General features: G+C 66.9%; 6 protein-coding genes. 5 read left to right on the top strand and 1 reads right to left on the bottom strand.

Annotated elements, in window-relative coordinates; genetic code table 11:
* Positions 1-73 precede the first annotated feature (73 nt).
* Positions 74-523 (top strand): VOC family protein, encoded by a 450-nt coding sequence (locus NV1_RS25935; RefSeq protein WP_067896580.1) that lies wholly within the window; start codon positions 74-76, stop codon positions 521-523.
* Positions 524-585: 62 nt separating this feature from the next.
* Here the strand turns inward: NV1_RS25935 and NV1_RS25930 are convergent, their stop codons facing one another.
* A complete protein-coding gene (locus NV1_RS25930) occupies positions 586-1,092 on the bottom strand; it encodes a DUF2505 domain-containing protein (RefSeq protein WP_067896577.1) in 507 nt (168 codons plus the stop codon).
* Between the two features lie 40 nt (positions 1,093-1,132).
* On the opposite strand from NV1_RS25930, the gene NV1_RS25925 reads away from it, so the two are divergent.
* The 4 genes from NV1_RS25925 (at position 1,133) to NV1_RS25910 (ending at position 7,851) form a co-directional block, all read left to right on the top strand.
* Complete coding sequence (locus tag NV1_RS25925) at positions 1,133-1,609, top strand: DUF3592 domain-containing protein (protein WP_067896618.1); 477 nt, start codon at positions 1,133-1,135, stop codon at positions 1,607-1,609.
* Between the two features lie 83 nt (positions 1,610-1,692).
* The gene (locus tag NV1_RS25920; protein ID WP_084525773.1) at positions 1,693-2,835 is read left to right on the top strand and encodes a glycosyltransferase family 4 protein; all 1,143 of its coding nucleotides are present in this window, start codon (positions 1,693-1,695) and stop codon (positions 2,833-2,835) included.
* Positions 2,836-2,931: 96 nt separating this feature from the next.
* Positions 2,932-3,636: a demethylmenaquinone methyltransferase gene (locus NV1_RS25915; protein WP_067896575.1), complete on the top strand. Its 705-nt coding sequence runs from the start codon at positions 2,932-2,934 to the stop codon at positions 3,634-3,636.
* 117 nt (positions 3,637-3,753) lie between these two features.
* Positions 3,754-7,851 carry a bifunctional nitrate reductase/sulfite reductase flavoprotein subunit alpha gene (locus NV1_RS25910; RefSeq protein WP_067896572.1) on the top strand — a complete coding sequence of 1,366 codons (4,098 nt, stop codon included), beginning with the start codon at positions 3,754-3,756 and terminating at the stop codon, positions 7,849-7,851.
* Positions 7,852-8,011: the final 160 nt, after the last annotated feature.

Here is an 8,011-nt window from a genome sequence, read left to right as displayed (position 1 = left end):
CAGCGAAGCGGAGGCCAAAAACACAGCAATTTCGGAGAAGCGCTCGGCCGCCTCGGGCCCATAGCCTGATGACATGGCAACCATCACCAATGTGTCTCTGGTCACCGTGCATGTCACCGATCAGACGGCGGCGAAGAACTGGTACATCGAGAAGCTGGGCTTCGTAGAGATGACCGATATAACCATGGGGGACAACGGGTTCCGCTGGGTGTCGATCGCGCACCCCGATCACCGGGAACTGGAGATCACCCTGATGGTGCCGGGACCGCCGCTGGACGAGGACATGGCCGGAGCGATTCGGCGGGCGCTGGCGAACGGGACGAACGGCGGGCTCGGGCTGCGGACCGACGACTGCCACAAGGCGTATGCGGAATTGACCGCCAAGGGTGTGGAATTCGTGCAGCCGCCATCGGACCGGCCGTACGGGGTCGAGGCGATCATCCGCGACAATTCCGGAAACTGGCTGGTCCTGGTCGAACCGAAGGAGTTCGAGGGCGGCGATTTCGGGCCCGGCGCACAGTAGCGCCCGGCCTGCCGCCTTGCATGCGAGCCGCTCGAAACCGGCTCGCATGCAAGGTTTTCAGCTCAGCCGTCGGCCTCGGCGGCGAACCACTTCTCGATGAACTTGCGTTCGCTCTCGATGACGCGGCGTTGCAATTGTTCGGCCAGCGGCTCGATCGCGCCGCCGACCAGAGACACCTTCACCGCGACGCTGCCCGCGACCACGATCTGCGAACCCGTTGCGGCGGGGCGCAATTCGTAGGTGCCCGACATCTCGCTGGTGATGCCCTGCGATGTGGCCGAGAACACACCCCGGGCTGTGTCGCCGTCGAGTGGTCCCCAGTTGTCGGTGCGCTCGATGACGAGATCGTTCTTGAGCACCTTGCGCACGAGCGCCGGAATCTTGTCCGGCCGTGCCGTTTCGGCCATGTACACGCGTATGGTGCCGGGACCGTCGTCGTGGGACAAGTCGAGGGTGGCCGTGGTCGCGCCGTCGAAACGGGCCTGCCACAACTCGTCGCTGGTGATCGCCCGGTGGAGCTCCGCGACCGAGACGCTGTATGACACGGTGAAGCTGAATTTTCGGGACATGGGCGCACACGCTATCGGAGCGATGCAATAGCCTGAAGTGGTGTCGGAGAACAGTCAGCCCGCACATCGGCGTACGCGGCGTCTGCGACGGATTCGAATCGGTGTGCTCATCGCCGCGACGGCGATCAGCGCACTGGCGGTACTGCTGGTCCTGGCGGCCTGGCGCGACGACATGCTGATCAACTCGAACAAGGGCGTGGCCAGCGCGGAAGTGCTCTCGGCGGGCCGGTTGCGTTCCGCGGTGACGTTCGTCACCCCCGATGGTGTCACCCGCAATCCGCGGCTGGGTGTGCTGTACCCGACCAAGTTGACCGCCGGTGAACGCATCAACGTCGAGTACAGCCGGGCCGATCCGGAACTCGTGCGGGTGGCGGGTCGCGATGCGCGGGTCGCGATCGTGCCCGCGTTGTCGGTGATCGTGGTGGTGTGGCTGATCGCGCTGCCGTCGTTGTGGCTGGTGCGGCGGTTTCGGCTGCGCGAGCCACAGGGGGGCGTCGAAGTCGTCCGACCAGCCTGACGACCGGAGATGTTCGCCGGAACTTCGCATACGTGTCATACGGTCTTGGCGGCACGGCGTCGCCGCTCGAGCACACTTGACGTGTGCGTGTAGCGATTGTCGCGGAGTCGTTCCTGCCGAATATGAACGGCGTCGTCAACTCCGTGCTGCAGGTGCTCGGGCATCTGGAGCGGCACGGCCACGACGCGCTGGTCATCGCCCCCGACACCTTGCGTGGAGAGCCACCCGCGCCACGCTCGTGGGGCCGGTTCCCGGTGGTGCGGGTGCCCGCGGTGATGGTGCCGAAGATCAGTTCGCTGCCGGTCGGGCTGCCGCAGCCCGGAATCACCGCGGCGATCAAGGAGTTCGACGCCGATATCGTGCATCTGGCCTCGCCGTTCCTGCTCGGAGCGGGTGGGATGTCGGCCGCGTTGCGACTGGATCTGCCCGCGGTGGCGGTGTACCAGACCGACGTCGCCGGATTCGCACAGAGCTATGGGCTCGGCCCGGCCCGGCGGGCGGCGTGGGCGTGGACACGGCGCATCCACCAACGCGCCGCCCGCACTCTCGCCCCATCCTCGGCGGCAGCGGAAGATCTTGCGCGACACGGGATTCCGCGGGTTCATCGGTGGGCGCGCGGAGTGGACATCGCGCGGTTCACCCCCTCGGCGCGCTCGGCGGAGCTGCGCGAGGCGTGGTCGGCCGACGAGCGTCTGGTGGTGGGTTTCGTCGGGCGGCTCGCCCCGGAGAAGCATGTCGAACGCCTCGCCGTTCTGGCCGACGATCCGGAGATTCAGCTGGTCATCGTCGGTGACGGCCCACAACGCAAACATCTGGCCGAGCTGATGCCCTCGGCGATCTTCACCGGCGAACTGGGCGGCGACGAATTGGGCCGGGCCTATGCGAGCCTGGATGTGATGGTGCACGCCGGTGAGCACGAGACATTCTGCCAGGGCGTCCAGGAGGCGCTGGCGAGCGGTCTGCCGGTCGTCGGACCCGATGCGGGCGGCCCGCGCGATCTGATCGCCCACTGCCGCAACGGCTACCTCCTCCCGGTGGACCGTTTCGGTGAACTGCTGCCCAGCGCCGTGGGGGCACTGCAGGATCCGGCGCACCGCGCCCGATTCGCCACCGCCGCACGCAAATCCGTGCTGCACCGCACCTGGCCCGCCATCTGCACCGAACTGATGGGGCATTACGCGGATGTGCTCGACACCACAACGGATCACATCTGCCGCAGCGCGTAGTCGCGTCCGGCACTTCGACGACGCGCGGTGCACTCCCGCTGGAGGAGAACCGGCCCGCCTCGGCCCCGTGCGCGGATCACGCTAGGGTCTGCAGGCGTGGCGAAAACAGACTCGTTCCGTGCCTCGCTGGACAAGGAACCGCATGAGGTCGCGTCGATGTTCGATGGCGTCGCGAAGCGGTACGACCTGACCAATACCGTGATCTCCGCGGGACAGGACAGGTACTGGCGCTGGGCGACCCGTCGGGCGCTGGCGCTGCGGCCCGGTGAACGGGTGCTGGACCTGGCGGCCGGGACCGGGGTGTCCACCCTCGAGTTCGGCAAATCCGGGGCCTGGTGCGTCGCGGCGGATTTCTCCCGCGGCATGTTGGACGCGGGTCGCTTCCGTAAGGTGCCGATGGTCGCCGCGGACGGCACCCGGCTTCCCTTCGCCGACGGTTCGTTCGACGCGGTCACCATTTCCTACGGGCTGCGCAACTTCTCGGAGCCGGACCTGGCGATGCGCGAGATGCTGCGCGTCACCAAACCCGGCGGACGCCTGGTGATCGCGGAGTTCTCCACCCCGGTATTCGGCCCGTTCCGCACCGTGTACATGGAATATCTGATGAGGGCGCTGCCCCGGGTGGCCCGCGCGGTCAGCAGCAATCCGGACGCCTACGTCTACCTCGCCGAATCCATCCGAGCCTGGCCGAATCAGCGCCAACTCGCCCTGCGGATGACCGACGCGGGCTGGTCCGCGGTGAAGTGGCGCAACCTCACCGGCGGCATCGTCGCCCTGCATCGTGGCTACAACCTCGGTTAGGGGCGTGCGTCACTCCGCCCTCTCCTCACAAGATCGAATCCGGGCTGTGCGGACCTTTGTCACCCGGCGATAACGTTCGGTAAATCCGGCGCAATCACCGCTGGCCATGATCGAGTCATGTCCCCCGCACCTTCCGGCCCGGCGAACGTCGACACCACGTGTTCGTACTGCGGCGTGGGGTGCGGGATCACGGTGGAGACCAGCGTGGACGAATCCGGCGCGCCCGTCATCGCGGCCGTGCGCGGTAACAGACTGCATCCGGTCAACGCCGGACGGCTGTGCACGAAGGGGGCCACCCACGCCGAGCTGATGCGCACGCCGGGCCGGATGACCACCGCCCTGCGACGCACGGAGCGCGGGCACGAACCGGTCCCGGTCGCCGTGGACGACGCGGTTCGCGAGGTCGCCGGGCGACTGCGGGCCATTCTGGACACGCACGGCCCGGATGCGATCGCGCTCTACGTCTCGGGGCAGATGTCCCTGGAAGCGCAGTACCTCGCCACCAAACTGGCGAAAGGGTATCTGCGGACCGTACACATCGAATCGAATTCGCGGCTGTGTATGGCCAGCGCGGGCACCGGTTACAAGCAGTCCCTCGGCGCGGACGGGCCACCGGGATCCTACGACGATATCGACCACGCCGATCTGTTCCTGGTGATCGGTGCGAATATGGCCGACTGCCATCCGATTCTGTACCTGCGCCTGGCCGATCGCCGCAAGACTGCGAGCGCCAAACTCATCGTCGTCGATCCCCGCCGCACCGAAACCGCCCGCAACGCTGATCTTTTCCTGCAGATCACTCCCGGCACCGATCTCGCGCTGCTCAACGGTCTGCTGCATCTGCTGGTCGAAAATGGCGACATAGACGCCGATTTCATCGCCGCGCACACCGAGGGCTGGGAGTCGATGGGTGAATTCCTCGCCGACTATCCCCCGGACCGCGTCGCGGAGATCACCGGCCTCGCCGAGGACGATATCCGCACCGCCGCACGGTGGATCGGCGAGGCGGGCGAATGGATGTCGCTGTGGACGATGGGCCTGAACCAGTCCACCCACGGCACCTGGAATACCAATGCGCTGTGCAATCTCCATCTGGCCACCGGCGCGATCTGCCGCACCGGAAGTGGGCCGTTCTCGCTGACCGGACAGCCGAATGCCATGGGCGGCAGGGAGATGGGCTACATGGGCCCCGGACTGCCCGGTCAGCGCAGTGTGCTGTCCGAGACCGATCGCAGGTTCGTCGAAACCGCCTGGGATCTCGAGCCGGGAACGATTCGCGCCGAATCCGGGCCGGGCACCATCGAGATGTTCCGGCAACTGGCCGATGGTAAGGTCCGCGCGTGCTGGATCATCTGCAGTAATCCCGTTGCGTCCGTCGCGAATCGGAAGACCGTCATCTCCGGGCTCGAGGCGGCGGAGCTGGTCGTCACGCAGGACGTCTACGCGGAGACGGCCACCAACGCCTATGCCGATGTGCTGCTGCCCGCCACGCTGTGGGCCGAGGCCGACGGGGTGATGGTGAATTCCGAACGCGATGTGAGCCTGCTACAGCGCTCGATCGATCCGGTCGGTGACGCGCGCCCGGATTGGTCGCTGATCGCGCGAGTGGCCACCGCGATGGGATTCGATGGTTTCGAATTCGAGTCCAGCGCTGAGGTTTTCGAGGAGATCAGGCAATTCGCCAATCCTGCCACCGGATACGACCTGCGCGGGATCAATTACGAGCAATTGCGTGCCGGGCCGATGCAGTGGCCCTGTCCGGATCCCGCGCAGCGCCGCAATCCGATTCGCTATCGCAACGACGGAGTGAGCCAGGATTTGTTCACCGACGAATCGGGGAACGTTCCGGAACTGGCCTTCGCCACGCCGAGCCGCCGCGCGGTGTTCTGGCCGCGGCCGCATCTGGAACCCCGCGAAATGCCCGATGACGATTACCCTTTCGTGCTCAACACCGGCCGGCTGCCGCATCAGTGGCACACCATGACCAAAACCGGCAAGGTCGCCAAACTGACCAAGTTGAACGGCAAACCGTTCGTCGAGGTGCATCCCGAGGATGCCGAGCGGCTGGGCGTGCGGCCGGAGGATCAGCTCGAAATCACCTCTCGCCGTGGGCGTGCCGTGCTGCCGGTGCGGATCAGCGACCGGGTGCGGCCGGGCAACTGCTTCGCGCCGTTCCATTGGAACGACGAACAGGGCGAATACCTGACCGTGAATGCGGTCACCAACGACGCGGTGGACGATGCGTCGTTACAACCGGAGTTCAAGGCGTGCGCGGTATCCCTGCGCCGCATCGCGGCCGAGCCCGCCGCGCCCGTGCAGGCGCCGCCGCTCGCCGCGCCCGTCGCGTCGGGAGGCGGGCATCCCTTGGCTCGCATGCTCGGATTGGACACCGCCGCCGCGCCGATGCTGAGCGATACCGAACGGATCTATCTGAGCGGATATCTGGCGGCGTTGGAATCTCTTCCGGTGCAGGGACAACCGGTGTTGCCCGAATCCGCGCCGCTGGCGCGCAACAGCCGGCTGTGGATCGACGGGCTGCTGGCCGGGATGTACTCACGGGACACGGGCGTTGGCGGCAGCGAGCCGGAACCCGCTGCGGCCCAGGCCGAACCGCATGTCGTCACGGTGTTGTGGGCTTCGCAGACCGGCACGGCCGAGGAGTTCGCCGCCGAGGCCGCCCAGCGATTGACCGAATCCGGTTGTGCGCCCAGATTGCTGGAGATGAATTCCTGTGACCCGGCCGATCTGACCGGTGATGTGCTGGTGATCACCAGTACGTTCGGCGACGGTGGACCTCCGGACAACGGCGCGGAGTTCTGGGATGCGCTGTCCGACAGCACCGCCCGCCTGACCCGGTTGCGATACGCGGTGTTCGCGATCGGCGATTCCTCCTATGACGACTTCTGCGGTCACGGTCGCAAGCTCGATGAATTGTTCGCGCGATGCGGCGCCACCAGGCTGCTCGCGCGGGTGGACAGCGAGCCCGATCACGCCGAGCTCTCGGCGCGGTGGATCGAGAAGGTGGTCGGGGTGTTGGGAGCTCCCCCTCGCACCGCGCCCGTTCCACCGCCCGTACCGAAGCCGAGCCGGCCGGCCCCGGCGTTCACCCGCAACGCCCCTATTCCGGCGCCCCTGGTACGCAACGAACTCCTCTCCCGCCCGGGATCGCCGAAAGAGGTGCGGCACTTCGGCTTCGACCTTCGCGACCGCGATGCCCGCTACGAGGTCGGCGATTCCCTCGGCGTCTGGCCCACCAACGACGAGACGTCGGTCGCGCAATGGCTCGACGCCACCGGACTGGACCCGCGGCACGCGACCGAGGTCGACGATCGGGAAGTGCCGCTCGAACAGGCCCTGCGCACCCACTACGACATCACCCGAATCAGCAACGACCTGCTGAATTTCGTCGCCACGCGCAACCCGAACCCACAACTGGCCAAGCTCCTGCGCCGCGACAACCGCACCGAACTCGACGGCTACCTGTGGGATCGGCAGGCCGTGGACGTGCTGCGCGACTTCCCGGTCCGGGCCCATCCGGTGGATTGGCTGGGCGTGCTGAAAAAGCTTCAGCCGCGGCAGTATTCGATCTCCTCGAGCCCACTGGTCGATCCGCACGAGGTGCAGCTGACCGTCGGCGTGGTGCGTTACGGCGATCCGGCCGAACCGCGCGGCGGCGTCTGTTCGACCTTCCTGGCCGACCGCGGCGCGGATGCGCAGATACCGATATTCCTGCAGCGCGCACCGCATTTCCGGCCGCCGCTGGACCCGAACGCACCGATGATCATGATCGGCCCCGGCACCGGTATCGCCCCCTTCCGCGGCTTCCTGCACGAACGCCGCGCGCTGGGTTGCCGCGGCCGCAACTGGCTGCTGTTCGGCGACCAGCACGCCGCGGACAACTTCTACTACCGCACCGAACTCGAGGATATGTTCCGCGACGGCTTTCTGACCCGGCTGGACCTGGCCTTCTCCCGCGATCAGCGGGAACGGATCTACGTCCAGCACCGCATGCTCGAGCACGGCGCGGAGCTCTGGTCCTGGCTCCAGTCCGGCGCCCACGTCTACGTCTGCGGCGACGCCAGCCGGATGGCCCGCGACGTGGACCACACCCTGCTCACCATCGCCCAGATCCACGGCAACCTCACTCCCGAGGCCGCCACCGCCTACAAGAAACAACTCACGACCGAGAAGCGCTACGTCCGCGACGTCTACTGATCGGCTCGCACCCGCTCATCTGCCGCACGCCGTGGTCGACATCCTCGACGACCTGGCCGCTGGGTCGTACGGTTCCGCGGATGTGCGACCGTGATCGGCCACCGTGCGCGTTGAAACAACCGGGACACAATAGGATTCGTCCCACGCGAATTCCGCGGGA

The sequence above is a fragment of the Nocardia vaccinii NBRC 15922 genome (assembly GCF_001613305.1).
GTDB classification, from domain to species: Bacteria; Actinomycetota; Actinomycetes; order Mycobacteriales; family Mycobacteriaceae; genus Nocardia; species Nocardia vaccinii.
This window is presented reverse-complemented; position numbering and strand designations above follow the sequence as displayed.

Bases quoted from the DNA above. Each gene is read 5' to 3' on its own strand.
- NV1_RS25935 (WP_067896580.1), top strand. From the start codon at position 74: ATGGCAACCATCACCAATGTGTCTCTGGTCACCGTGCATGTCACCGAT.
- NV1_RS25930 (WP_067896577.1), bottom strand. From the start codon at position 1,092: ATGTCCCGAAAATTCAGCTTCACCGTGTCATACAGCGTCTCGGTCGCG.
- NV1_RS25910 (WP_067896572.1), top strand. From the start codon at position 3,754: ATGTCCCCCGCACCTTCCGGCCCGGCGAACGTCGACACCACGTGTTCG.